At 44.9% G+C, this 25,394-nt stretch carries 20 protein-coding genes; 9 read left to right on the top strand and 11 right to left on the bottom strand.

Annotated elements, in window-relative coordinates; translation table 11 throughout:
- Positions 1–16 precede the first annotated feature (16 nt).
- Positions 17–1,744 carry a RagB/SusD family nutrient uptake outer membrane protein gene (locus FLA_RS07040; protein ID WP_231940404.1) on the top strand — a complete coding sequence of 576 codons (1,728 nt, stop codon included), beginning with the start codon at positions 17–19 and terminating at the stop codon, positions 1,742–1,744.
- 99 nt (positions 1,745–1,843) lie between these two features.
- On the opposite strand, the gene FLA_RS07045 is transcribed toward FLA_RS07040, so the two are convergent.
- Entirely contained in the window at positions 1,844–3,145 is a 1,302-nt protein-coding gene (locus tag FLA_RS07045; protein ID WP_076379964.1) for a Glu/Leu/Phe/Val family dehydrogenase, read from the bottom strand.
- Positions 3,146–3,502: 357 nt separating this feature from the next.
- Here FLA_RS07045 and FLA_RS07050 point away from each other — a divergent pair, with 357 nt between their 5' ends.
- On the top strand, positions 3,503–4,261 hold the full coding sequence (locus FLA_RS07050; protein WP_096510812.1) for a hypothetical protein: 759 nt from the start codon (positions 3,503–3,505) through the stop codon (positions 4,259–4,261).
- A gap of 136 nt (positions 4,262–4,397) precedes the next feature.
- Here FLA_RS07050 and FLA_RS07055 read toward each other — a convergent pair whose 3' ends face one another.
- The 10 genes from FLA_RS07055 to FLA_RS07100 all read right to left on the bottom strand — a co-directional run bounded on the left by FLA_RS07055 (position 4,398) and on the right by FLA_RS07100 (position 14,299).
- A complete protein-coding gene (locus FLA_RS07055; RefSeq protein WP_144264060.1) occupies positions 4,398–4,586 on the bottom strand; it encodes a hypothetical protein in 189 nt (62 codons plus the stop codon).
- Between the two features lie 317 nt (positions 4,587–4,903).
- Positions 4,904–6,454, bottom strand: a complete 1,551-nt coding sequence (locus tag FLA_RS07060) for an ATP-binding protein (RefSeq protein WP_076379961.1) — start codon at positions 6,452–6,454, stop codon at positions 4,904–4,906.
- Positions 6,455–6,456: 2 nt separating this feature from the next.
- A complete protein-coding gene (locus FLA_RS07065; protein ID WP_076379960.1) occupies positions 6,457–6,984 on the bottom strand; it encodes a hypothetical protein in 528 nt (175 codons plus the stop codon).
- 2 nt (positions 6,985–6,986) lie between these two features.
- Positions 6,987–7,175 (bottom strand): hypothetical protein, encoded by a 189-nt coding sequence (locus FLA_RS07070; protein WP_076379959.1) that lies wholly within the window; start codon positions 7,173–7,175, stop codon positions 6,987–6,989.
- Positions 7,176–7,185: 10 nt separating this feature from the next.
- Positions 7,186–8,934: a hypothetical protein gene (locus tag FLA_RS07075; protein ID WP_076379958.1), complete on the bottom strand. Its 1,749-nt coding sequence runs from the start codon at positions 8,932–8,934 to the stop codon at positions 7,186–7,188.
- Positions 8,935–8,955: 21 nt separating this feature from the next.
- Positions 8,956–9,420 carry a hypothetical protein gene (locus FLA_RS07080; RefSeq protein ID WP_076379957.1) on the bottom strand — a complete coding sequence of 155 codons (465 nt, stop codon included), beginning with the start codon at positions 9,418–9,420 and terminating at the stop codon, positions 8,956–8,958.
- Positions 9,421–9,564: 144 nt separating this feature from the next.
- Complete coding sequence (locus FLA_RS07085) at positions 9,565–10,356, bottom strand: hypothetical protein (RefSeq protein ID WP_084206297.1); 792 nt, start codon at positions 10,354–10,356, stop codon at positions 9,565–9,567.
- A 65-nt stretch (positions 10,357–10,421) separates the two neighbouring features.
- Entirely contained in the window at positions 10,422–11,153 is a 732-nt protein-coding gene (locus FLA_RS07090; protein WP_317043531.1) for an MIP/aquaporin family protein, read from the bottom strand.
- Positions 11,154–11,191: 38 nt separating this feature from the next.
- Positions 11,192–12,694 carry a glycerol kinase GlpK gene (gene glpK / locus FLA_RS07095; RefSeq protein WP_076379955.1) on the bottom strand — a complete coding sequence of 501 codons (1,503 nt, stop codon included), beginning with the start codon at positions 12,692–12,694 and terminating at the stop codon, positions 11,192–11,194.
- Positions 12,695–12,730: 36 nt separating this feature from the next.
- Positions 12,731–14,299 carry a glycerol-3-phosphate dehydrogenase/oxidase gene (locus tag FLA_RS07100; RefSeq protein ID WP_076379954.1) on the bottom strand — a complete coding sequence of 523 codons (1,569 nt, stop codon included), beginning with the start codon at positions 14,297–14,299 and terminating at the stop codon, positions 12,731–12,733.
- 144 nt (positions 14,300–14,443) lie between these two features.
- On the opposite strand from FLA_RS07100, the gene FLA_RS07105 reads away from it, so the two are divergent.
- The 7 genes from FLA_RS07105 to FLA_RS07135 all read left to right on the top strand — a co-directional run bounded on the left by FLA_RS07105 (position 14,444) and on the right by FLA_RS07135 (position 25,358).
- Positions 14,444–15,220 (top strand): DeoR/GlpR family DNA-binding transcription regulator, encoded by a 777-nt coding sequence (locus FLA_RS07105; RefSeq protein ID WP_076379953.1) that lies wholly within the window; start codon positions 14,444–14,446, stop codon positions 15,218–15,220.
- 24 nt (positions 15,221–15,244) lie between these two features.
- A complete protein-coding gene (locus tag FLA_RS07110; RefSeq protein WP_076379952.1) occupies positions 15,245–15,757 on the top strand; it encodes a DinB family protein in 513 nt (170 codons plus the stop codon).
- A gap of 55 nt (positions 15,758–15,812) precedes the next feature.
- Positions 15,813–18,386, top strand: a complete 2,574-nt coding sequence (locus tag FLA_RS07115; protein WP_076379951.1) for a PIG-L family deacetylase — start codon at positions 15,813–15,815, stop codon at positions 18,384–18,386.
- A 121-nt stretch (positions 18,387–18,507) separates the two neighbouring features.
- A complete protein-coding gene (locus tag FLA_RS07120; RefSeq protein WP_076379950.1) occupies positions 18,508–19,179 on the top strand; it encodes a peroxiredoxin in 672 nt (223 codons plus the stop codon).
- A 631-nt stretch (positions 19,180–19,810) separates the two neighbouring features.
- Positions 19,811–22,984, top strand: coding sequence for a SusC/RagA family TonB-linked outer membrane protein (locus FLA_RS07125; protein ID WP_076380207.1), 3,174 nt, complete (start codon positions 19,811–19,813; stop codon positions 22,982–22,984).
- Between the two features lie 18 nt (positions 22,985–23,002).
- On the top strand, positions 23,003–24,445 hold the full coding sequence (locus FLA_RS07130; RefSeq protein ID WP_076379949.1) for a RagB/SusD family nutrient uptake outer membrane protein: 1,443 nt from the start codon (positions 23,003–23,005) through the stop codon (positions 24,443–24,445).
- The gene (locus tag FLA_RS07135; protein ID WP_084206295.1) at positions 24,438–25,358 is read left to right on the top strand and encodes a DUF1684 domain-containing protein; all 921 of its coding nucleotides are present in this window, start codon (positions 24,438–24,440) and stop codon (positions 25,356–25,358) included. Before FLA_RS07130 ends, FLA_RS07135 begins: the two co-directional genes overlap by 8 nt.
- The last annotated feature ends 36 nt before the right edge of the window (positions 25,359–25,394 follow it).

Consider the following 25,394-nt stretch of genomic DNA (forward strand, 5'->3'; position numbering starts at 1 on the left):
AAATGTAATCAATATCATGATGAACTATTTAACGATCAGGAATTTTACCAGGGGGATATTACCGGCCGCTGCACTGCTCTTGTTTTCGTGCAAAAAAACGTTTGAGGTTTTGCCCGAAACAACACTGGACGAATCGCAGATGTACCGGAATATTTATGACGCTGATGCGGCTATTATTGGTATCTATGGTAAGCTGGAAACGTTGGCTGAGCAATATGTGGTGCTGAACGAGTTAAGGGGTGACCTGATCACGGTAACAGAGAATGCCGATACCAGCCTGCAACAGCTGAACGAGCATGCAGTGGTAGCGGGTAATAAATATGCTGATCCGCGTTCTTTTTACCAGGTGATTTTTAATTGTAACGATGTATTGAAGAACCTGGGTGTGATGCTGGAGGATAAAAAGATTACACAGGCGGATTATAATGCCCGCTATTCTGATATCGGCGCATTACGTTCCTGGTTGTATCTGCAGCTGGGTATTCATTTTGGCGAAGTACCTTATATCACTACTGCCCCGGAAAATGTCAATGATATTAAAAATAGTGCTGCTTATCCCAGGGTGCCTTTTGCTACTTTACTACAACAGTTAATTGCTTTTACGGAGCAGCTTCCTGTGCTGGATATATACCCCAGCGGCAGTAGCCTGGTAACTACAGTGGATGGGTATGCTACGCAAAAGTTTTTTATTAACCGTTTATGTGTACTGGGTGATCTGTATTTATGGAACGGCGACTATCGCAAGGCGGCTACCACGTATCGTGCAGTAATGGAAACAGGGGCAAACAGTACCAATACGGATGAACAGTTTAATACTTATAAAATCCGGTATGCAGATGTTGCGAATAATAATGATCTGGCGGTAGGGTATATCCGTTATCGCGAGCAGGACTTGCAATCGTTGATTAATAATGCTGCACAAGGCTGGAAGTCGATGTTCATTCGTTCGCAGGATGCCTTGTGGAATGAGGAGTGGATTTGGGTATTGCCTTTTAGCAAGAGCTTTGCACCAGAGAATCCGTTTATTAACCTGTTTGCGGCAGATGGCGGCAGTTATTTGCTGAAGCCTTCCCGTGCTGTTATTCGTAACTGGAACAGTCAGGTGCAGAACAATGGATTTCCTTTTGACGCCCGTAAACTGTTTAGTATAGATACTTCTTCAGGCCGGCCAGTGGTAATGAAATATAGTTATAACTATAGCTTACTTACGCCACTGGAGAAAACCGGTAACTGGTTTCTGTACCGTGCAGCGCAGGTGCATTTGCATTATGCCGAAGCGGCTAACAGGGATGGGGAAGGAAAAGTTGCCTGGGCTTTATTAAACCAGGGCATAGCTACTGCTTACGATAATGCCAGTGTTACCGATAAAACCAACTTGCAGCAAACCTTTGAGCCAGCGCCTTACAATTTTGATGGACGTTATGGTACGGCTCCCTATTTCCGCGGCCCCTGGCACCGGAATGGTGGTATTCGTGGCCGTGCTTACCTCACTCCGTTAAGCACCGGTTTGCAACAGCAGGCGGAAGCGCTGGAAGAGGCTATTGTAAACGAAAGTGCACTGGAATTGGCTTTTGAGGGCAATCGCTGGCCCGATCTGTTGCGTATTGCCCTGCGTAAAAATGATGCTTCTTTCCTGGCAGAGAAGGTGGGGACTAAGTTGCAACTGGAGGGGAATGCACACGCCAGTGAAGTAAAAGCAAGATTGCTGAATAAGGCTAACTGGTATTTGCCCTTCAACTGGTAAAAAGAAATAACAGGCTTTTAGTAAGGCTTAGATAATAGAAAAGGGTGTATCGGTAAACGGTACACCCTTTTGCTTATTGTTCTATTAAACCTGTTAGTACTAGTTATGGGCGGGAGGTGTTTCTTTATCTAGCACTGCTGTTAGTTGTTGTCCTGCTACTACTCTTTTTACAGCAAGGTAGTAAGCTGCGGTTCTTAATGTTTCGTTTAATTCGCCTGCTGCCTGGTATACTTCACTAAAGCTTTTTTCGAGGATAGCAGCCAGCCGCTCGTTGACGCGGTTTATATCCCACGATTCGTGCAAGGTGTTTTGCAGCCATTCAAAATAAGAAACGGTTACACCTCCTGCATTAGCCAGTATATCTGGCACAACCAACGTGTTCTTTTCCTGTAAAATTCTGTCGGCATCGGCAGACACAGGGCCATTGGCGGCTTCTATAATAATCGGGGCTTTAATGAGTGCGGCATTGCCGGCAGTGATCACATCTTCTTTTGCGGCAGGTATCAGCACATCCACCGGCAGTGTAAGCAGCTCTTCATGTAGTATCTGGTAGGCATCGTAATAGCCATAAATAGACTTGTCGTTGCGTTGTGCATAAGCAATAAGGTCAGGCACATTAAATCCCTCGGGATTGAACAGGGCAGTGTCTACATCGCTTACGGCAACCACTTTCACGCCTTTTTCCCATAGGAACAGTGCCGTGTGCATGCCTACATTACCAAAGCCCTGGATGGCCACGTTTGTTTTAGAGGGCCTTTTATTGCGCTTTTCCAGGGCCAGCAGGGTAATAATACTTACTCCCTTGCCTGTTGCTTCTACGCGCCCCAGCGAGCCGCCGGAATGCAGGTGTTTGCCGGTAACTACCGCATGGATGGTTTTACCATGTTGCAGGGAGAATTCATCCATCAGCCAGCCCATTTCGTCGGGACCGGTGCCCATATCGGGGGCGGGTACATCTTTATGCGGACCAAAGGTATCGGCCAGTGCCTGTGTATAGGCACGGGTTAATTTTTCAAGTTCTGATTTAGATAGTTTCTGGGGATCGCATACAATGCCTCCTTTGGCTCCTCCAAAGGGAATGCCTGCCAGGGCCGATTTCCATGTCATCCAGGCGGCCAGCGCTTTTACTTCGTGGATATTCACTCCTGTATCGTAGCGGATGCCACCTTTAGAGGGACCTAGTATAGTGGAGTGAATAACACGGTATCCTTCAAAGTTCTTTTCCTGGCCATTATCCATAGTAATAGAGAAGTTGAGTAAAATTTGCTTGGCGGGTCTACGCAGCTTTTCTCTTGTTTCTTCACTAAGCTGTAGCAGCCCGGCGGCCTTGTTAAAGCGGGCCAGCATAGAATCGTATGGGGTAGTAGGGGTGTACATTGCTGTATGCTGAGTATTAGTCATATATTGATTTTTCCTGAATAAATGATAAGTAGTACGGTATATAAAAACAAGTCAAACGTAAGTGTAGTTATTAGCAACAACAACAGCAGCGGTAGTAAACAGCTGTAAATGCGGATGTCATATAAAAGGACTTGTTGTTCATTGGTAGTGCGAAAATAGAATAAAAATTATTACACTACCAAATTAGTAGGGTTAATTGTCCGGATAAGTTTTGTTAAAGGGAAAAGAGGGGTTGAAAATTGCTACTGGTATGACCGGAATGTACTATTGGGCAATGACGTGTCGTATGAGCTGAAAGTGCTATTGATTGGCTGCTTATATTTTGTTTTATCTGTATTGATTGGTAAATTGAGTAGTATGAAATACCTATCAACCTTAACGCTCTTATTTTACCTGTTATTCAGTTGTAACCCAGCTAAAAAAGCTAAAGTTAGTAATGCGTTTTTTGAAGCAATGGACCGTAATTATTTGCGTGTTGATAGCCTGCTTAAAGAATATCCTGACTCTGCAGTGACAGAGAATGAAAAAGTATATGACATTATCCGGCAGCATAGTAAACAGTTATTTTTATTGCCTGATACCATTTATAATGGGGATATATCGATAGTTGTATCTGCTGACAAAAAGCTTTGTCTGGTTTCCTGGAACACTCATCTGGGAGGAACTTTGAAATGGTTTGAATCAATGGCCCTTTTTTACACAGCTGATGGAAGTTTGCAGACTCAAATGGTACAAGACAACGAGCATTTGTTTGGGGAAGAGAACAGCAGTAGTTTAATCTTTTACGATACTTTATACAGTTTTCCGGCAGGGAAAGAAACCTTATATATAGCATACGGTACGGGACAAGGCAGCGCGCTTTTGTCCTGGCAACAACTATCGGCCTTGGCTATTGATGGGCAGAAATTGCTGCGTAAAAAGGTGTTTCCTGGTAATAAAAGCAATTGGTTGGTAGAATTTGATATATCTAAACTGAAGCGTGAAGAAATTCCCATGATAGAGGTAATGGATAGCGGAAGGTTAGTTCGAATGCCAATAGCTACAGATGAAGGAGGCTTTTCCTTCCGTTATGATCTGTTAGAGTTTAGAGATAGTATGTTTTGGGTGAAGAAATAGGCAGCTATAAGAGGTCACCTCCTGTAACGGGTATATTAGCCGCCTGTCAGCGGTGTCAATTTTTGCCACTAGTTTTTATCACCGGCGGTTTTGTGGGCGATGCGTAGGGGGCATCAGGTGAAAGACCATCAGCAGACTACTCAATTATAGGTACTGAATCCGTTTTTTGCTCCGCTAAATCTTCATTAATGGCTTTACTGCCGGATTGAGCAAATGAGGTATCTGGCGCATCTGGCTGAGTATAAATGCTCTTTTGCGGAGACTTCCACCAAAACATAGCAAGGCACAATGCCAAGGCCCCCATATAAATCAGAATCTGTTTCATATGCATTGTTGAATAGTTGGTTATAATATCTACAGAGTGGGGTACAGGGTTGTTGTGCAACAAGATACTACCATACTGTGTAAAATTCATCTTATGTAGTATCGTTAGACAAAAGTGGTGCCAGCAGGAGGAACAATAAAATAAGGCAATTGTATAGATGGATGTGGTTGAAGGCTAGATAAACAGTGTGTTTTACGGGTTAGGTTGTGCTGGAAAGAATTGGGGGGCGATTAGAAAATATTAACAGTTACTTCATATAGTAACGGAAGCCAAAAGGCACCTGTGCAATGTTTTTATTGCACAGGTGCCTGTAATATTTAAATGATGATAGAGCGTTTACTGGTCGCTTTGTCATTGGGGATATTACTCCACGTTAAGCCAGATGCGGGGACTGCTCTTTCGCGGCCCCAGGCTCTGATGGCTTCAATTCTTTCCGGACTGGTTTTGCTTAAAGGCACTATGTTCTGAAAGCATTTTTCGAATAGGCTATCGTCAATAGCAGCGTCTCCGCGAATGACTGCTTGTATAGCCACATCGCGCACCGCGCCTTCGAGGTCTGAACCTGCAAAGCCTTCTGATATGTCAACGAGCTTGTCCAGTGTAAAGGTGGAAGGTGGTGGCAGCAGGTTTCTCTTGATATACAGGTTAATGATGTCCTTTCGTTCCTGTGGAGCTGGTAAGTCCACAAAAAACAACTCATCAAACCTGCCTTTTCGCAGCAGTTCAGGTGGTAGTTTGGTTACGTCGTTGGCGGTAGCTACTACAAATACCTTGGCATTGCTTTCCTGTAGCCAGAAAAGGAATTGGCCTACCATCCGGGTGGTAACACCCGAAGAATCGCTGGCATTGGCCGCTAAGCCCTTTTCTATTTCATCAATCCACAGTACACAGGGGGCAGCGTTGTCGGCCGATGCAAAGGCTTCTTTCAGCCTGTTTTCGCTCTGGCCTACATACATGCCCTGGATGGAAGCAAAGTCTAAGCGATATAGCGGTAAATTCCAGGAAGCGGCAACGAATTTGGCGGATAGCGATTTGCCGCAGCCGGGAACGCCTACCAGTAACATGCCTCTGGGTGGGCGCAGCTTGCGGGCTTTTAAATCGGCGGTTAGCAGTTGCTGTTGGGTGCTTAGCCATTGCTGCAAACCATCTAGTCCGGCAACAGAAAGCGTGCTGGCGTCTATTTTTACTTTTTCCAGGCCGGATATATCGTTGAACAATTTGTCTTTAGCCTGGCTGAGTTCTTTGATGTCGTCTTTGGTCAATGAGCCTTTAGCCATCTGGGTGGCCAGCACGTTTTCCGCTTCAATTTTGGTCATGTTGGATAAAACGGTGGCAGCCATTTTAAAATCGCTTTCTTCCCAGTCAATAGGAATAGATCCTTTGTAGGGGGTAACACATTCTTTCACCACTTCCAGCATTTCTTCTTCATTGGGTGCATCCAGCGTTAATGTCATGCCCAGGCGCTGCAGTTGCGACCATACGCTTTTGGTGGTGATGACGCAAATGCTACCGCCCCGCTCTATGGACTGCACTACACAGTCGTAAATATGACGGGATACTACATTGTCGTCTTCTATGTCGCTTACCTCATTGAAAACAAATGTCAGGTTTTGTCTTTGCGACATATTCTGCACAGCAAAGTCAATCCCGCCTGCAACAGAGCGATCGTCGTTTACAGGCTTCCGTGTTTTGATATCAATGGTGCCGTGGGATAAGCTGTGTGCGTATATGGGGATGTTTATTTCTTCTGCGAGTTGTTGCACTACCTCTAATACCCTGGTGCGTTCTATGCTGCGGATGCTGATGAAAGGTATTCTGGCGCGAAACATCCTTAGCAGCGACGTTTTAAATTCTGCTTTGTTGGCCATAGTTAAAATATAATTTTTCTCCCGGTGGCAGGTGGTACGTTATTCTGTTGTAAAGGAGTGGGGTCGCTGCTGGTTTCTGCCGTTATGATGCTCATAAAGTCAAATCCATGCAATACCATCAACAACCTGTCACTGCTTTTATTATTCTTTACAATGTTATCTGTTAGTGTTTTTTTTACTTCTGCTACAAATTCGCACAGGTCTTTATATAACGTATTCTTTAAATCCTCCGGAAGTCCTTTGGCAGTTACAAATGAAACCAGTGGTATCATGTTTTTCCTGCTGTTGTTTAAGGTTATTCCCAATTCATTTTCACTGGCAATGGTTTGCGTATGAAAAGCGCGTTGGAAAGAATTTACCCATACTTTCTTCCTGTTTCTGTAGGCTTCCTCCACTCTTATATAAAAGCGTTGTGCTGTGCCTGCATCCAGCGAAAAACTCCCGCTGTTGAACTCAGCAAGCACCGCATTGTCGCCATTAGAAAAGCGTTCCAGCGCATCTGTCCACTGTGCATAGGTTGTGATAGCCATGCTTATTGCGGTTTAATCCTGGGATTGATGAACTGGTTAGGCGGCACTATGTCCCAGTTGGGAAAGCTGGCTGCCTGTGTTTCGGTTTCTGTGCGACCCTGAAACAGGTTAGGCTTTGCCTGCTTGTTTTTATCAGGGGTATTACTATTGTCGCGTTGCTGCTCGTTATTGTTAAAAAGAATTGTATTCATAGTAGGATGATTAGTTAGTGGTTAAAATGTTACGGGTATCTTTAGAAACACTGGAAAAATCTTCCGGCGTAATAGAAGTGAGCAATGCTCTTACTACTTCTGCCTTGGCATCTTCCCGGGCGCATTCTTTTCTGTAGTCCACTGTTTCAGCGATACAACCTCTCAACACTTCTTTTGATTTTTGCTCCCTGTTGGCAGTACTGTCTTTGATTTGCTGGATGGTTTTTTTGTGCTTATTAAGTGTATTTAACACCAGCCAGATACCTACACCTGCTGCTAATACACCTACTATTGGGTTTACGATCAGCAGGCCTGCACCCAATGCAATTATCAATCCGCCGAGGATAACATTACTGGTTGGGTATGGTGCTTTAGCCAATTCTGCTTTGAGTACATTGGTCCAATAGCCTTCGTGCTGCCCTAACAGCGACTCTTCATCACTGCCATCCTGTGTGCCGGCGGTAAAGCCGTCAATATTGTATACAATCAGGTTAGGAATGCTGTTTCTGCTGTTGGCGGTAAAGGTGTCATGCGCTTCTACAATCCAGGGCTGGCTGATAGATACAGCCAATGCCTGTGTTACTTTAGAAGCACCTGCTTTAGCCGGGTTAAAGGCGGCATTGGTAAGCAGCTGTAAAAAATCTACCTTTTCCTGGAAGATATGTTTTTCTGCGTCCATCACGGATTGTGCAGCCGCTTTATCACCATCCATGTCAATAATCAGTTCGTTCAGCCGCACTTGTTGCTGAAGTGGCAATTCTTCATCATCAAAATTGGTTACCAGCATCGACAAAATTTCATCCAGTTGCACTTTTATGGCTTTGGATAAATCAGTGGATGCGCCTATTACATTTTTGAAATGTGCCTGTATAGGTTCGTGTGCGCTTACTGTTTGTAAGTAAGTTTCCAGTGCTGTCCAGTTGTTGCAGAATTGCTCCAGTAGTGGGTATTTACCGCTTACAACCGGGGCTTTGGCGTGGAAGAACTGCAGCCATTGCGCTTTTTGATCGTTGATATAATCGCCGGACTGTGTAAGTTGGGCAAGCCAGCTTTTGGCATTCTTCATCATCAGTTGGCGGGCAGCAGGAGGGAAAACGCCTGTAGTTACCGCTTCCAGTATAATAACGAATTCCCTGTCGAGGTTGTACGGGTTTTGATGCATAAAATATCTGTTCAACCATTGCAGGCTGGCCTCGTACCTGTTAAGCCGGCGCATTACCAGCATAAAGAACAGGGTGGTTTTATAATCATCCCTTCGTAAGCTTTCGTTGAGTGCTTTATCGGCAGTGGCTTTGTCGTTCCTGATCCAGGATGCGACTGTTATTAAAGCGGGAGCCAGCCAGTAGCCAGGTGCTTTCAGCATCACTTCTTCCGTGGTTGCACGTAGTGTGCCATCGCTTACAATACCGGTGTCTACGCCTTGTAATATACCTGTGGCCATTCTGCGCACTTCGCCATAATAGCCGAATTTTATTTCCAGATCCTGCTTGAGGTTGCCTTGCCTTGTTTCTGCCAGCTGTAACGATTTTTGTTTACCATCATTTTTAACAAAGTCGGAAAAAGCGGCAGCCAGTTGATTCAGGTCTGCTGCCAGTTGTGCCTGTCTTTGGTTCAGGGTACCCACCTCGTTTAACACGCCACCTACTTCTGTACGAACATGACTAATGTTGTTGGTTACCCGGTCCAGGTTAGAATCAAGTTGGCGAAGTTTGTATTCGATACCGCTAATGTCGGCGCTTGATATGAGTCGATCTGACATAGAAAATAGTATTGTTTTAGTTTAGAGTGCTGCGGAAGTGGTGCTGGCAGAGCCATCTTCTCTTATCAGTATTACGTAATCTTTGTATACCTCTACAAGTGCATAGGCATTGTGCTTAGCCAATGTTCTTGCTTTTTCAAACTGATCGGGTAGTGGTTCGCCCACCTTGTAGTGATGTAAAATCTGGCTGGCGCTGAGGTCGTAGGTGTGTACCTCGTAAGGATGGCCTAAAAAGCACTTAGCTACAATGCCCAGTGGCCAGTTGCCTAATTCAGCGGTACCAAATTCTTCCTGTATGGCGTTCATCAGTAGGGCCATTCCTTTGGTATCTGTTAAATTATGCGTATCTAAACCCGCGATAAGATCCATGTATTTTTTCGAGCGGTTTCTGAGCAACGCGCGTGGGTTGGAAGCGCTGCCGGCAGTAGTTTGCTGTTTGTTGAGATCAAACTGCTGATTTTCGGTATTTAGTATAAGTCGTGCCATTCTTTTTTAATAAGACTTTTCTACACAAATGGAGACGAAATATACAATTTTCCCGGAAATTGGCAAGCTGTGGTATTTAGCAAAAGCATAAGCCCGGCATGCGGTAAGTGCATGCCGGGCTTATGCTGTATCAGCAGATGTTGATTAAAACAGGTCCACCGCCAGTTGTATATTGCCTGCTTTACGAACAGGGTTCCAGCTGGGTTGGGCAGATACGGGTATTTTATATTTACCCAGTTCCAGCACACGGGTAAGTTTGAAGCCTATGTTGGTAAAACCGTCATTAGGACCGTAAAAATTGTTCTTATAGCCTTCATCATGACGGAAGGCAAATGCGCCGCCCACAATCAGGTCAAAGTTTACATTCTTATTTTGCACTACCGGGTAAGATGCCTGTACATACGTAGAGTACAGGTTTTTCTGGTTCAGAACGCCCCGATCACGACCGTGCACTACAGTGGCCCAATATAAGGTCAATGGCAGTTTTTCAGAGACTTTCCAGTTGGCCGATACATCTATAAAATGTCCGCTGGTGCTGTCTTTGTAATCAAAGAAGTTATGGTTGTTCCAGGTGGCATCGGTGGAGTAGTTATAAATATCCCACACGGCAAAGGTTAAGTTCTTCAACGGTGAGTATGCTACATAATAATCAAACTCTTTGTACACGCCTGTTAAACCATAGCCACCCCATATACCTGCTTTCAGCTTTTGATCGCGGGTGCTGATGCCACCGTCAATTGCCAGAGTGGCTGTGTTGGTAACAGCCAGGCCACGCCACAGGTGCATGCTTTTTAACTGGCTGTGAAAGTATAAGGGAGAAATAACGGTACTGTCTGTATGTTTAGTCGTTGTGTCGGTTTGTGCGTTTGCTACAGTGTAGGCAAAGAGCGCACTGGCCACCCCTAACAGGGTACGCATATAGATACTGGTTTTCATATGAAACTGTGTTAGATGACTATAATGCTTAGGTAAGAATAAATGAATATTGGATTGTTTGTATGTTAGCCTATCTGCAGGTAAATTATCGCAGCAACGATAGCGCCTAATACCGGACCAACTACGGGGATCCAGGCATAACTCCAGTTACTGCTGCCTTTACCCTGCATAGGCACGAGGTAGTGTACCAGTCTTGGCGCCAGGTCACGTGCGGGGTTAATGGCATAGCCGGTGGTACCACCTAATGATAAACCAATAGCTAATACAATAAATGTTACGGGTAGTGCGCCTATGGAACCCATGCCTATTTCGGCACCCTCTGCTATTTGCGGGCTAGAGAAATGTAGCACACAGTATACCAGCACAAAAGTGCCTATCACTTCGCTCAGTATATTCAACGGCGTGTTTTTAATAGCGGGGCCGGTGCAAAAAACGCCCAGTTGCGCATCGGGTCTGTCGCTGGTGGCATCAAAGTGTTTTTTGTACATCAGGTAGTTGAGCATGGCGCCTATAAAAGCGCCTGCCAGCTGGGCTGCTATAAACGCCGGTACCTGCGCCCAGGCAAATTTACCGGTTATGGCTAACCCTACCGTTACAGCGGGGTTCAGGTGTGCGCCGCTTACAGGCCCGGCTATTACCACGCCTGCAAAAACGGCCAGCGCCCAACCAAAAGTGATTACTATCCAGCCAGAATTCTGGCCGAATGATTTATTTAATGAAACGTTAGAGCATACGCCTCCGCCTAGCAGAATAAGTATGGCTGTGCCGATAACTTCGGCAGCGATGGGGGACATCATATAACAAGATTTTAGTGGTTAAAAATGTGCAATCGTTACTACTCCTCAACCCATGATTGCGCTCTGCCAACAGCTTTTTTCCAGTATTTTAATAAATCGTTTGCTTTCGCTTCTTCCATTTCCGGATTAAACACTTTCTCTTTACTCCACTGGCTTTTGGTTTCTTCTATGTTGTTCCAGAAGCCCACTGCCAAACCTGCCAGGTAAGCTGCTCCCAGTGAAGTGGTTTCGAGTATTTTCGGACGCACTACTTCGCTGCGCAGTATATCGGCCTGAAACTGCATCAGTGCATTGTTGGCTACTGCGCCGCCATCTACACGTAACTCCAGGTTCTTCATGCCGGTGTCTGATTCCATGCTGTTGATAAGGTCATATACCTGGAAGGCGATGCCCTGTAAAGCCGCTTTGGCAATATGTGCTTTAGTAGTGCCGCGGGTAATGCCGAGGATAGCGCCACGTGCATATTGATCCCAGTAAGGAGCGCCCAGGCCGGTCAGTGCAGGCACAAAGTAAACGCCGCCATTGTCTTCTACAGAAGCGGATAGTGCTTCGCTTTCTGCGGAGGTATGTATAATTTCCAAACCGTCACGTAACCATTGGATGGCTGCACCGCCTACAAACACACTGCCTTCTAAAGCATAGGTGGTTTTGCCATTGATTTTCCAGGCAACGGTAGTTACCAGGTTATTCTTGCTAAGGATAGGTTTGTCGCCAATGTTCAGTAGCAGAAAGCATCCGGTGCCGTAAGTGTTTTTAGCCATGCCTTCTTCTACACACATTTGTCCAAACAGGGCTGCCTGCTGGTCGCCTGCAATACCAGCGATAGGTATTTTGGTAGAGAACAGGGTAGTGGCTGTTTCGCCATATACTTCACTGCTTTCTTTTACTTCGGGTAGCATTTCTTTAGGAACACCAAACAGATTCAGCAGCTCTTCATCCCAACTCATGGTGTTGATGTTAAACAACAGGGTACGTGAGGCGTTGCTTACATCGGTAATGTGCATTTTACCACGGGTAAACTTCCACACCAGCCAGCTATCTACGGTTCCAAAACACAGTTCGCCTTTTTCTGCGCGCTCGCGTGCGCCGCTTACCTTGTCCAGGATCCATTTTATTTTGGTGGCGCAGAAATACGAGTCTATCACCAGGCCGGTTTTAGAACGTATCATGTCTTCGTAACCTTTTGCTTTCAGCTCATCGCAATACTGGGCAGTGCGCCTGTCCTGCCATACAATGGCATTGTAAATAGGCGTACCGGTGGCGCGGTCCCATACAATAGTGGTTTCGCGCTGGTTGGTAATACCAATGGCGGCGATGTCTAGCCCGGTAATATTAGCCTTGGCAATGGCTTCGGCGGCTACCGACGATTGAGTAGACCATATTTCATTAGGGTCATGTTCTACCCATCCTGGTTGAGGAAAGTGCTGTTCAAAATCTTTCTGAGATGCTGCTACAATTTCACCTGCGTGGTTGTAGATGATGGCACGTGAACTGGTAGTGCCCTGATCCAGCGCAAGGATGAATTTTTGACTGTTGCTCATGTTACAATCGTTATTAATGGTTAAAAAATTGTGCTATTAGAAAAATTCCATTTCGTACTTAGTGGCCAGTTCTGTAAAGTCTTTTATTTCCTTTTCTATCCATTGTTCATCTTTTCCCAGCTCAGCGGCCATAGCGGCTGCTACACGGGGGGCTATTGCTACGGCTGCTTTCGAGTCTAACAGCAACAGTCTTATACGGCGCGACAACACATCTTCTACGTGCAAGGCCATTTCATCACGCACGGCAAACACCACATTGGCTAATGTAAAAGGATAGTTGTCCAGCAAAGGAGCTTGTAAAGCTGGTTCGGCAGCTTCCAGGGCTTTTAATGATCTGATATCAGAGCCATATACATGCATTTCGTTATGATGATCTACGGTTGTATCATAACCATGTATAGGCATGTCGGCAGTAACGCAGGCATTAGCAGGCAGGCTGGCTACCTGTATGGCTTTGTCAATAGTATCCTGCGCCATGCGGCGGAAGGTGGTCCATTTACCACCAATGATGGTAATTAAGCCGCTGTCAGATACCATGATCTTATGGCTGCGGGATATTTCCTTGGTGCTTTTGCCTTCGCCTTGTGGGGCGGCCAGCGGACGAAGGCCGGCAAACACCGCCAGTACATCCGTACGGGTAGGTTTTTTAACCAGGTAACGTGTGGCGGTATTCAATATAAAATTGATCTCTTCTTCCAGTGCGCGGGGTTCCAGTTCCGGAACTTCACGCAGGGTATCGGTAGTACCTACAATCAGTTTATTATGCCACGGAACGGCAAACAGTACGCGGCCATCATCCGTTTTAGGGATCATAAGGGCAGCTTCACCTGGTAAAAACGATCTGTCCAGGGTAAGGTGCACGCCCTGGCTGGGACGCACAAAGTGTGGAGCATTAGGTTTGTCCATTTGCAGCACATTATCTACGTACACACCGGTGGCATTAATCACCACTTTTCCTTTCGCTTCGTATTCTTTTCCGGTTTCGATATCTTTCGCTTTAATACCGGTGATCTTTCCATTGCCACCCTTCAGCAGGCCCGTTACCTTGAAATAATTCAAAACACAGGCTCCTTTTTCTGCTGCGGTCTGGGCTACGTTCAGCGCCAGTCGGGCATCGTCAAACTGGCCGTCGTGGTATTCTACACCTCCTTTCAAGCCTTCCTTTTTAATGTTGGGCAGCTTTTCCAGGGTATGACGTACAGAGATATAGCGCGATTTACCCAGGCTAAGCTTACCTGCCAGGAAATCGTAAAATTTTAAACCAACGGTATATTTGATATTGTCGAACCAGGAGTAGTTAGGAATTACGAAACTAGTATTGCGCGTGAGGTGTGGGGCGTTTTGCAGCAGTTTGCCTCTTTCAAAACAAGCTTCTCTTACCAGTCCTAAATCGCCTTGCGCCATGTAACGCACCCCGCCATGCACCAGTTTGGTAGCTTTGCTGGAAGTGCCTTTGGCAAAATCGGCCTGCTCGGTAAGCAGGGTTTTAAATCCACGGGAAGCGGCATCCATTGCTGCGCCTAACCCGGTAGCCCCGCCCCCAATAATGATGACATCCCATTCGGTAGTAGTTTCCAGTTGCAAGAGGGAGGATTTCCTATTCATATGAAACAATTTAAAACCAAAAGTAATTATTCGAAACAATACGAAACAAATAAAACTGATGAAATTGGCATTCCTTTAAGACAAAACCGGCTTTTCTTTCTTTTAGTTATCTTTACCTAAGCACTAAAAGGAAAAGGTTGTCATATGCAAATCGAATCAATGGCGCAGCGCCATAGCTATATTTTAAACAAGCTGAATAAGGAGGAAGTGGTAAAAGTGTCCGATTTGTCGGACGAGCTGAATGTTTCGCCTGTAACTATTCGAAAGGATTTGAAAGTGCTGGAGAGCAAAAAACTATTATATCGCTCCCACGGTATCATCACCAAAAGCAACCCCTATATTATGGACGTGAACGTGAATATCAAAAGTGGTATTCGCACCGACCAGAAAAAACGTATAGGAGAAGCGGCTGCGGCATTGGTGGCTCCGGAAGATGCTATATTAATAGCCTCTGGTACTACGGTATTGCAACTGGCCGAGGCATTAGCGCATAACACTACTGAGCATTTAACCGTGGTTACTTCGGCTATGAACGTAGCTATGGTATTGCGCGAGCGGCCTAATACAGAAATTATACAACTAGGTGGTATCATACGCCAGTCGTCCACTTCGGTGGTGGGGCCTTATGCAGAAGATATGCTGCGCCGGCTCTCTTTTAAAACGCTGTTCCTGGGGGTGGATGGTATAGATGCTGAGTATGGTTGTTCTACTTCCAATATGATGGAAGCCCAGTTGAACGAAGTGATGATTAATGCAGCGCAGAAAACGGTGATTCTTACCGATTCATCTAAGTTTGGTAAAAAGGGCTTTGGTAAAATCTGCGATCTGTCGGAGATAGACCAGATTATTACCGATGATGAAATAACCCATGCTTCGCGTGAAAAAATTGAACAGGCGGGTGTGGAATTAACTATTGTGTAAATGGCATTTTAAAAATGAACCAATATGCAACGGCCTGATAACAGTGAGTTCCCGGAAGTGTATAGTAAATACATTCAGTTGGTAACCACCACCGATCTGTTGCCCATATGGGATAGTTATACCCATGTGATGGCTGAATTCTTTGCTTCCATTGATGAAGCAAAACATGATTACCGGTATGCGCCGGGGAAATGGACTATTAAAGATGTGTTGTTGCATTTGATAGATACAGAAAGGGGATACTCTTACCGGGCTATAGTATGTGTAAGGGGTGATAGTTTTACACCATTATACCCGATGGATGAAGATTTGTTTGCCAGCAATACCAGTACGGCAGGCAGAACAATGGCCGACTTATTGGAGGAGTTTAAAATTGTACGTGCCGGTATGAAAAAGATATTTGAATATGCTACCGAGCAGCAGCAAATGTTTAAAGGCAATGGTGTGAATGGTGCTATCACAGGCCGGGCCTTGGGGTATATTGCTATAGGACATGCCCTGCATCATAAAAATGTAATAGAGGAAAGATATTTATAAAATAAGTAATTTACTGCTTCCCGTAAAGGAAAATCACCCTAAACAACTGCTTATCATGAAGAATGTTGCCAGGGTAGCCGTTATAGCGGTCTGCCTATTTATTGTATGCCGGTTGCCCTATGCAGCTGCTCAGTATTCCCGTTATAAAAGCACAGATATATATGCATCGTTGCAGGATATAAAAACAGCAGGCAGTGTGTTACTGGTAGGTGCAACGCCTGCCGACAGGAATGCCGCTTTACTGGCTTACCTGCGCCAACACAAACATTTGCGCACCGGTTTTTTAAGTGTTACCCGGGGGGAGGGTATTAAAAACCGGGTGAGTACAGAACAGGGGCAGGAGCTGGGACTGGTGCATGCGCTGGAAGCCATCGCAGCCGCCAGTATGGATAAAACGGAAATCTTTTTTACCAGTGCTGTTGATTTTGGCTGGGTGGAAAGCGAGGGGGAGGTGATAAAAGGCTGGGATATGCCTAAGCTTACCAAAGAAGTGGTTGGAATGATTCGCCAGTTTAAACCCGATATTATTATTACTTCCTTCTCAGTAAATGATGTTGATAAACCTGATGCCCGTAGCCGTGTGTTGGGAAAGCTAATGCAGGATGCATTTGCACAGGCCGCTGATACCAGTAAGTATGCTGAGCAGTTTGATTTAGGAGTAAAGCCCTGGCAGGTAAAGCGTATGTTGTGTACAACGGCGGATAGCACACACGCTATTGCCTTTAATCCGGAACAATATAGTGCCATATCAGGCCTGAGTATTACAGATGTTGCCCGGTATAGCAATGGTCAGCAACGCAGCATAGGAGGAAACGATTCATTGCTGAATGTGCCCGTACAATATTTACGCGTGATTGCCGGTGATAACAACTGTGCAGATATGATGGATGGGATAGATGTGTCGCTGGCGAGAATAAGCAGTTATGCAACGGGAAATGTAATTCCGTTGCTGGATAGCATGGTACAACATTTCAACTTTATCAGTCCCGAAGTGGCTGTGGAACCTTTATTGCGATTATATAGCCGGTTCAAAGTGATGCGGGCAGATACGGCCGGGTGGAAAGGGAGAAAATTGCAGGAGGTTCAGCAGGCGTTGTTTACCATGCTGGGTATTAAAGCTGTGATCACTTCTTCTGAAAGATATGCGGTAACAGGCAGGCAGCTACCGTTGCGTTTTGCTATTCGAAAAAACAGTCCGTATCCTGTATCCCTGTCTCGCATCCGCTGCCAGGCAATAGATTCTGCTATTGACATAGAATTGCCACAGTATACTACCCGTAGTTTTACAGCCGAAATAAAAGTGCCTGTGTATACCGAGGCGTATCAGCCTTACTGGTTAAAGAAGCCGATGTCTTCGGAGTATTATATGTACACGAATGATGACTGGCTCATGAAAGGGCGGCCTGATAATATGCCGGCGTTTCCCGGGCAGTTTGTATTGAGAATTGGAGAGGAGGAATTTTCGATAAACCTGCAGGTGGAATACAGCAGGGATTCCGGGCAACTATCCATGCAATATCAGGAAAGATTACCCGAACTGGTACGCACGATTTTACCTCTTACAGTTTCATTGAAGCCGGATAATATTTTAATTCATGTAAAGCCGGGTAATGAGTATACTAAAAATCCATCTGCCATTGTATACTTCAAAAGCTACTTTACACAAAAGCAGGTGAAAACAACTATTAAGCTGGGCAGGCTGGGGTATGGTGTTTCGGTGGATGGGGCTAAGGCGACCGGACAAAAAGGCAATCTGTTATTTGAGAAAGATACGTTGATGGATTTTGTGGCAGGTGAAGTGCGGCAGGTGAATATCCCTGTGCAGGGTGAGGTGTTTACAAAAGGGGAGAAAGTGAATCGAATGCTGGGTGCTTCTATTGTGCTGGAACTGGACAGTGTTAAAAACAATTACAACTCTTTATTGCGTACCATCCGCTATGGGTATATTCCTGAAACGGGTTATTATCTCCGGGAGATGTGCCGCCTGATACCAGATGAGATTAACACCAGGGGTAATCGCATAGGTTTTGTTTCTTCTAAAGAAGACAGGATAGTGTATGCCTTACAGCAAATGGGGTTTACTGTGAAAGTGCTGGAAGATACTGATTTTACTATGGATACTTTACGGCAGTTGGATGCTATTGTAATAGGCTCGCAATTAGATGCTCCCGAAGCGTACCTGGGGCGTTCCTATGATAGTTTGCTTTTGTATGTGCAGGAAGGTGGCAATTGTATTGTGCAGGGGCAGGATGTGGCTGTGCAGCTCACCAGGCCTTTTTTATTAACTTCTGCGCCGTTCAGAATCAATAACAAGGATGGTAAGGTATCTGTACAGCCCGAAGTATTGCCTACTATGCAGGCTCCCAACAGTATTACGGCGGAAGAGTGGAGTAGTTTTGGGCAGGATGTGTGCCGTTTTGCAGCTGTGTCTTACGATCCTGCTTTTGTATCGTGTATAACGCTTTCACGCAATCCGGAAAACAAATCTACCAGGGGAAGTTTGTTGCGGGCAGTGTATGGGCGCGGTAATTTTATTTACTCCTCCCTGAATTTGAGTAGCCAGTTAGCCGAGGGGCGTGCTATGGCTTATAAACTGCTTGCTAATTTAATTGCGTGGCCGGGCAATTAAGCTGTTGAAGGATTTGTAACATTTATTACAGCCCGTTGTAACAAATGTTACAGGATTGCAGTTGGACGTTTTGCATTTTTGTGATGTTCAAATAATCTATCATCATAAAAATACAAACGCCATGAGCTTACGTTTAAACAGCATTGCCCCTGATTTCACTGCCGACACTACCAAAGGAACTATCCGGTTTCATGAATGGATAGGAGAAGGATGGGCCATGTTGTTTTCGCATCCTAAAGATTTTACTCCTGTATGTACTACCGAGTTGGGATATATGGCCCGTATTGAGCAGGAATTTATCAAACGCAACTGCAAAATCATTGGGTTAAGTGTTGATCCGGTAGAAAGTCATCTGATCTGGGAAAAAGATATTGAAGAAACCCAGGGGGCTGCTGTCAACTATCCTATGATAGGAGATCCTACACTGGCTATTGCCAAACTGTACGAGATGTTGCCGGAAGAAGAAGCAGGTACGTCAGAAGGCAGAACTGCCGCTACCAACCAAACTGTGCGTTCTGTGTTTGTGGTAGGTCCGGATAAAAGAATAAAACTACAGTTGACTTATCCAATGACCACAGGGCGCAATTTCAATGAAATACTGCGTGTGCTGGATTCTATGCAATTAACGGCTGCACATAAAGTGGCTACGCCTGTGAACTGGCAAAACGGGGAAGATGTAATTATTGTTCCTGCTGTTTCTGATGCTGAAGCCAAAGAAAAGTATCCTGATGGCTGGAAAACCGTTAAGCCTTACCTGCGTATTGTTGCGCAACCCGCTACATCTAATAACTAATATGAAATTTCAGCAGTCTGCTTAACTGTTTTATAAAATTTTATTACCTATAACAAACGGGTTTGCGTAAGCAGGCCCGTTTGTCTTTCCAGGTGTTGCCAATAGAACGTTCTCCACTATTTTCTTTATCATCAGAGAGGGGAGTAAAGCTTCTGATTGTCTGGAATAAAGCCCTGTTGGCAGGTGATTTTAACGGATTTTATAATATAGTTAATGATATATCTGATATATGTAGTTCAAATATATCCTGTGAATTAGTTGACTAACAGTTGTTTGAGGTTGTTGTTGTATTTTTTATTACCCTATAAACTAGGTGGAATAAAATGTGCCGGATTTTTGGCGGCTGTTAAATATGTCCTATATTTGTCCACGTAATAAGTAGGTTATTAAAATCCATACTATCCCTATGCAGATGAGTTGTTGTAAGTACCAAGACGTAATTCCGTTACCTGCCCTGTAATTCCAAACAAAGATTGAGGTGGTTGTAATGTAAGCCGAAGCTGTAACAACAGCTTCCTGGCCATGTATTGTATTTTCTGAAGTGTTCAAAAAAGCGGTGCAACACTTCCATGGAAGAGGTATGCCTTGTTGTGAAGCCGCCGCACTGTTTAACAAATCCAAACCAATAGATATGCAGAGAAAACTAACTACATGCTTTTTGTTTTTATTCCTGGGAGCCTTTTCGCTTTCGTTACAGGCACAGGATAAAAAGAATGAGCAGGTGCTGGAGGGTATTATTACCGATAGCGCAACGGGTAAGCCGTTAGAAGGGGTTACTATATTAGTAAATGGCGTTGCCGGAAGAGTGCTTACAGATAGCAAAGGGCATTTCAGCAAAAGAATACCGGCCTTCCCGGTTATTGTTAACGCCAGCATTGTAGGCTACAAAGCCGCGGGGGTTAGTGTTAGTGCTTCTCCGGCGTCTATTGTGTTAAGTGGGGATATTGCCGGTTTGTCAGATGTAGTAGTGGTAGGATATGGTAAGCAGGCTAAGAGTGATGTAACCGGCTCTATTGCACATATTAATGGAGATGTAATCAAAGATGTACCAGTGCAGAGCTTTGATCAGGCTTTATCCGGTAAGGCAGCGGGTGTAAGCATTTCATTACCTAATGGTGTATTAAATAATCCACCCGTTATCCGTATCAGGGGCATTAACTCCATCTCATTAAGCTCTTATCCTTTAATAGTAGTAGATGGTATTCCTTTAAACACGGGCAACGTATCTACCAATACCAACGTGGTAAATAACCCGTTGGGAGATATTAATCCACAGGATATTCAGTCTATCGACATTCTGAAAGATGCAGCTTCTACGGCTATTTATGGTTCACGTGCCGCTGCTGGTGTAATGGTGATTACCACTAAGCGTGGCAAGAAAGGTCAGGCTGTTACCAATTTTAATGGCTGGGTGGGTGTTACCAATGCAACACGTCAGCCTAAGGTGCTGAATGCGCAGCAGTATATGACTATTAAAAATGAAGCAGTGTATAACGCTAAAGATCTGGCAGGGAATGCAGCTTCTTATACTCCTTTATTCTTGCCTTCTTACAATGCGGATAGTTCTGTTGTAGATACCAAATGGGACGATTACGTATACAAAACTGCATTGTCTAAAAACTTCAATATAGATGTTTCTGGTGCTACGGAGAAGACCAACTATTTTCTGTCGGCCAACGTTTCCGATCAGGATGGCTTCCTGGTAGGTAATAACTTCAAACGCGAAGCCATCCGCTTTAATATCGATCATGCAGTAACGCCGTGGTTAAAATTAAAAGCAGGTGGTAACTACAACCATACGTTCAATAAATCATACAATACCGGTTCTTTGCCTAACACAGCGCAGTTGCTGATAGGCGCGGCCAGGCTGGCTACGGCCTTGCCACCGAATGTAGCGGCTTATAATCCCGACGGCTCGTTTAATTTAAGTAGCAGTGGTGCTATCGGAATGGGGAATAACAACGCTACACTTACCTTGTATAACCCGCTGGCCTTATTTCAGTACAGCCGTTACACCAGCGAAACGGACCATTTCATCGGGAATGTAGGTGCTACCGTTCGTTTTCTCAAGCACTTTGAGTTTAACTCGCTGTATTCTGTAGACCGCTCTAAAATCGAAAACCAAACCTGGTTAAGTTCTGATATCGGTTCTTCGGCCTATTCTACCGGTGGTGGCGCTACCAATGTGTCTACTTCTATTAATAACTGGGACTGGACCAATAACGTCAACTTCACTTATAACTGGCACGATCATAATATATCTGTGCTGGCAGGTGTAGATGAGCAGCAGATTAAAAATAATGCCTGGGGTGCAGCGGCTTCTGTAGCATCTGACAACTATTTTCAATATTACCAGGGTGGCTGGACCAATGTGGCGGCTTCAGGCAACTCTATGGGTACCAGTGCTTTTATCTCTTCTTTCGGACGTGTGAATTACGATTTTGCCAGAAAATACTTTGTATCGGCCAATTTCAGGCGTGATGGCAACTCTGCTTTAGCGGCCGGCAATAAATATGGCAACTTTGGTGGTTTTTCATTAGGCTGGCAACTGTCTAAAGAAGACTTTTATCAGAAGCTGAAACTGAGCCGTATTCTTACCGGTGTAAAGTTGAAAGGAAGCTGGGGTAGGGTAGGTAATGGTAATTTGTCCAGCAACTACGCTGCTATGAGTTTATATAGTGCCAGCTTATATGGTACTGCTTCTACCTGGAATTTAAGCCAGGTAGGCAACGCCAACCTGAAATGGGAAACCAGTTTGCAAACAAACGTAGGTGCTGAGTTGTCTGTATTAAACAACCTGGCCCAGGTAGAGGTTACCTATTTCAATAACAATGTAAACGGGTTAATCTTAAATTCTCCGCAGGCGCCTTCCCGTGGCATTCCTAACAGTTCCATTCTGCAAAACGTAGGCTCTATGTATAACCGTGGTATAGAAGTAGGTATCAATGCCCAGGTAATACAAAAGAAGAAGTTTGGCTGGAACGTAGCGGTAAACTATACACATATCGTAAACAAGGTAACAGAACTGGCTAATGGCAATGCCGATGTAGTGGGATATACCCACACTACTGCTAACTCTAACAACGTAACACGTGTAGGGTATTCTATCAGTAGCTTGTACGGTGCTAAAACTGCGGGCGTAAATCCTGATAACGGCAGAAGAATCTTTATCAATGCTAAAGGCGAAAAAGTGCAATATAGTTCGGTAGTGGCCAGTGGACAAAGCAACTGGACCTACCTGGATGGTACAACAGCAGCAGCTATCAGCTCGTCTGATTATTACCTGCTGGCTAACGCGTTGCCTAAGTGGTATGGTGGTATCAGCAACAGCTTTACTTATGGCAGCTTAGACCTGAACCTGAATTTCACTTACTCTGGCGGCAACTATGTAATGAACGGCTCCAAGGGTACCTTGCGCGAACAATCTGCTTACAACAATGCTACAGAAGTATTAAACCGCTGGACTACCAAAGGCCAGGTAACAGATGTGCCGCGTGTGGTGTATGGGGATCTTATTTCTAATGGTTCTTCCTTCCCGGTTTCGGCCAACGTAGAAAAAGCTGATTTCCTGCGTTTGCAAAACGTAGCCCTGGGTTATCGTTTTAACGGTCAGTTTTTAAAAGGTGCTAAAATAACCTCCCTGCGTTTGTATGCACAGGTTACCAATGCCTTCATTATTACCAAGTATACAGGAACCGATCCGGAGTCATCTTCTAACGGTAACAGCAATACCAGCATTGGTGTGGAAAGAAACTCTGTTGGTTTAGGCAGAACGTTCACCTTCGGATTTAACGCCAGTTTTTAATCTTTTAAAGAGACTATCATGAAGTACCGTAAACATATATATACTTTTTTATTACCCTTAGTGGCGGTGGTTAGCAGCTGTAACAAATCATTACTGGACACTACGCCGGAAGCCAGTTTAAGTTCTTCTTCCATTTTTAGTACCGCAAAGCGTATTGAGGGACTGGTAAATGGCATGTATGGCGATTTAAAAGCAGCTAATCTGTATGGTGGCCGTTACCTGTTGTTCCAGGATGTGCGGGGCGAGGAATTTCTTAATATCACTGCTAGTTTATATACCGGTTATGAAACCTGGGGCAACTCTAACACCTCTGGTTCCAACGATGTTAACTATGTGTGGACTGCAGCTTATGCAGTAGTGAATGATGCCAACATCTTAATCAGCGGTTTAAATGGGGTATCGGGTGTTATTACGGATTCGTTGAAAAAGCAATATGTGGCAGAGGCCCGTTTTGCCAGGGCACTGAGTTACTTTAGCCTGATTACGCTGTATTCCAAACCTTATAATGCCGATGCCGGTGCTTCCAGGGGATTGCCTCTGCGTTTGCAGGCTGAACTCAGTTCGGGTAATAACGACCTGGCTGCCAGCTCTGTGGCAGCTATTTATCAGCAAATAATTACCGATCTCGACAGTGCCGAAGCCGGCCTGCCACAGGTATATTCTTCTGATCTGCTTAATACCACGCGCGCCCACAAAAGCACGGCCATTGCACTTAAAACAAGAGTGTATCTGAATAAGGGCGATTATGATAAAACAATTGCCGAAGCAGTGAAGCTGGTGCCGCAAACCAGTGCGCCGTTTAAAACTACTACAGGTGTGCAGCATGCTTTACAAAGTAGCATTGCTACCCTGTTTTCCAGCAACTATGTTACTACAGAATCAATCTTTTCTATGCCTATGACTTCTTCCAGTTCTTTAAGCGGTCAGTCGGCTATTGGGTATATCTATTATATCAACAAAGAGTATTACCTGAATGCTGCGGGCATATTTGGTGATAGCCAGTGGGGAAGCACCGATGCGCGTCGCGACTTTCTTAGTCTTAGCGGCAGCAAGTATTACCTGAAGAAGTATGCAAAATCAAGCCCTTATGTGGATTATATCCCTGTTATCCGCTATGCAGAAGTGTTGTTGAATTATGCAGAAGCAGCGGCTAAAAAAGGCAGTCTTACCCTGGCACAAAACCTGTTAAAAGCGGTGCATAGCCGTTCTGATGCTTCCTATACTTTTACGGATGCGCAAATTGGTACTGCTGATGCACTGGTGAGCACTATCTTAAAAGAACGCCGTATTGAACTGCTGGGCGAAGGTTTCCGTTCTAACGACCTATTGCGTAACTTACAAACTATTCCTGCTAAAGGAGATGCCAGTCTGCAGTCCGCTGCGGTAAGCTCTTCTGCATCTAACTATATATTCCCGTTACCAAGTGGCGAATTAACAACCAACACATTATTACATGATTAAGCATCTATTACAAAAAACAAAGTATACCCTGGCACTGCTGGCTTTGCTGGTAAGCATAAAGGGCTTTTCGCAAAATGTTGCTGATACACAGTATGTAAATGGCCTTGACAGATGGCATCACGAAAGGGAAGAAGAATTGAAGCGTGAAGATGGCTGGTTAAGCCTGGTGGGGTTACACTGGTTGAAAGAAGGAACCAACACTTTCGGGGCAGATAGTAAAAGTGATATCGTATTGCCTAAAAACTTTCCCCTGGCACAGGGCGGTAGCTATACGCTGACTAAAGGAAAGGTAGTTTTTCACCAAACTTCCGGCAGTATTAAAGTAGCTAACCTTGCCAGTGCTGATAGTAGTTTTATCGTAGGCGAAAGCGACCGTAAGCCGGTTACCTTTACTATTGATGGTTTTAAGTGGATCATTATCAAACGCCAGGATAAATATGGCCTTCGCATATGGGATAATCACAGCCCTGCTTTACAGGCGTTTAAGGGCGTGCCCCGTTTTCCGGTAAGCACCAGCTGGAAACTAAAAGCTACTTTTCAGCCTGCCGCAGATGACGATGGCTTTGTTTCTTTTAAAAATAAGATAGGTCAGTCGTTTGATAATAAGCCGGTAGGTAAGCTTTCGTTTACCATTGGAGGTAAACAATATACACTGGACATTGTAAGTGAATCAAGAGCTGGTTATTTTATTGTGTTCGGCGATAAAACCAGCGGCGAGCAAACCTACGCTTCCGGTCGTTTTCTTACTGTAGAGAAGGCCGATGACAAAGGGGTTACTTATATAGACTTTAACAAGGCCATCAATCCGCCTTGTGTGTTTACTGATTATGCTACTTGTCCGTTGCCGCCCGAGTCGAACGTGTTGCCAGTGGAAATACTGGCAGGAGAGAAAGACTTTCATGCACATCATTAATGCAGCAGCCCCGTTAGAAATGACGGGGCTTTTTTT

It is taken from the genome of Filimonas lacunae, assembly GCF_002355595.1.
Lineage (GTDB): Bacteria > Bacteroidota > Bacteroidia > Chitinophagales > Chitinophagaceae > Filimonas > Filimonas lacunae.

What these genes read in the sequence shown, in the direction of transcription:
- FLA_RS07045 (WP_076379964.1), bottom strand. Translation starts at nt 3,145, where the DNA reads ATGACTAATACTCAGCATACAGCAATGTACACCCCTACTACCCCATAC.
- FLA_RS07040 (WP_231940404.1), top strand. Translation starts at nt 17, where the DNA reads ATGATGAACTATTTAACGATCAGGAATTTTACCAGGGGGATATTACCG.
- FLA_RS07135 (WP_084206295.1), top strand. Translation starts at nt 24,438, where the DNA reads ATGATTAAGCATCTATTACAAAAAACAAAGTATACCCTGGCACTGCTG.
- FLA_RS07130 (WP_076379949.1), top strand. Translation starts at nt 23,003, where the DNA reads ATGAAGTACCGTAAACATATATATACTTTTTTATTACCCTTAGTGGCG.
- FLA_RS07050 (WP_096510812.1), top strand. Translation starts at nt 3,503, where the DNA reads ATGAAATACCTATCAACCTTAACGCTCTTATTTTACCTGTTATTCAGT.
- FLA_RS07100 (WP_076379954.1), bottom strand. Translation starts at nt 14,299, where the DNA reads ATGAATAGGAAATCCTCCCTCTTGCAACTGGAAACTACTACCGAATGG.
- glpK (WP_076379955.1), bottom strand. Translation starts at nt 12,694, where the DNA reads ATGAGCAACAGTCAAAAATTCATCCTTGCGCTGGATCAGGGCACTACC.
- FLA_RS07090 (WP_317043531.1), bottom strand. Translation starts at nt 11,153, where the DNA reads ATGATGTCCCCCATCGCTGCCGAAGTTATCGGCACAGCCATACTTATT.
- FLA_RS07115 (WP_076379951.1), top strand. Translation starts at nt 15,813, where the DNA reads ATGAAGAATGTTGCCAGGGTAGCCGTTATAGCGGTCTGCCTATTTATT.
- FLA_RS07055 (WP_144264060.1), bottom strand. Translation starts at nt 4,586, where the DNA reads ATGAAACAGATTCTGATTTATATGGGGGCCTTGGCATTGTGCCTTGCT.
- FLA_RS07080 (WP_076379957.1), bottom strand. Translation starts at nt 9,420, where the DNA reads ATGGCACGACTTATACTAAATACCGAAAATCAGCAGTTTGATCTCAAC.
- FLA_RS07085 (WP_084206297.1), bottom strand. Translation starts at nt 10,356, where the DNA reads ATGAAAACCAGTATCTATATGCGTACCCTGTTAGGGGTGGCCAGTGCG.
- FLA_RS07120 (WP_076379950.1), top strand. Translation starts at nt 18,508, where the DNA reads ATGAGCTTACGTTTAAACAGCATTGCCCCTGATTTCACTGCCGACACT.
- FLA_RS07105 (WP_076379953.1), top strand. Translation starts at nt 14,444, where the DNA reads ATGCAAATCGAATCAATGGCGCAGCGCCATAGCTATATTTTAAACAAG.
- FLA_RS07110 (WP_076379952.1), top strand. Translation starts at nt 15,245, where the DNA reads ATGCAACGGCCTGATAACAGTGAGTTCCCGGAAGTGTATAGTAAATAC.
- FLA_RS07075 (WP_076379958.1), bottom strand. Translation starts at nt 8,934, where the DNA reads ATGTCAGATCGACTCATATCAAGCGCCGACATTAGCGGTATCGAATAC.
- FLA_RS07060 (WP_076379961.1), bottom strand. Translation starts at nt 6,454, where the DNA reads ATGGCCAACAAAGCAGAATTTAAAACGTCGCTGCTAAGGATGTTTCGC.
- FLA_RS07065 (WP_076379960.1), bottom strand. Translation starts at nt 6,984, where the DNA reads ATGGCTATCACAACCTATGCACAGTGGACAGATGCGCTGGAACGCTTT.
- FLA_RS07125 (WP_076380207.1), top strand. Translation starts at nt 19,811, where the DNA reads ATGCAGAGAAAACTAACTACATGCTTTTTGTTTTTATTCCTGGGAGCC.
- FLA_RS07070 (WP_076379959.1), bottom strand. Translation starts at nt 7,175, where the DNA reads ATGAATACAATTCTTTTTAACAATAACGAGCAGCAACGCGACAATAGT.